The following is a 290-nucleotide window of genomic DNA, read 5'->3' as shown; positions in this document are numbered from 1 at the left end:
CTCCCAATACCTTTTGCAAAATATACTGACCCAGACGGTAATATTTTGTGTGATTTCTCATATGATATTGTCGAAGCCATTAAAGACAATGTATGTCGCATGCCACAAATAACAGCGATTGATCTTGAACATGTTGTCGTAAAGAAAAACCATCAACTTCAGACATATGACAATCTACAACACCTTCTAGAAGAAGGAGAAGTTAGCTATCAAGCCATTATTAAACATCCTGAGGTAATCAAACATTTATTGTCTCAAAGTATTGAGCAGCTAGATAGCCTTAGATGCAG

General features: G+C 36.2%; 1 pseudogene. It reads left to right on the top strand.

Features of this window, described 5'->3' with window-relative positions:
* Nucleotides 1–290 (top strand): annotated as a pseudogene (locus AAEZ00_RS20960) (diguanylate cyclase); the annotation flags it as partial.

It is taken from the genome of Shewanella sp. S1-49-MNA-CIBAN-0167 (assembly GCF_040310145.1).
Taxonomy (GTDB): Bacteria; Pseudomonadota; Gammaproteobacteria; order Enterobacterales; family Shewanellaceae; genus Shewanella; species Shewanella psychromarinicola.
This window is presented reverse-complemented; position numbering and strand designations above follow the sequence as displayed.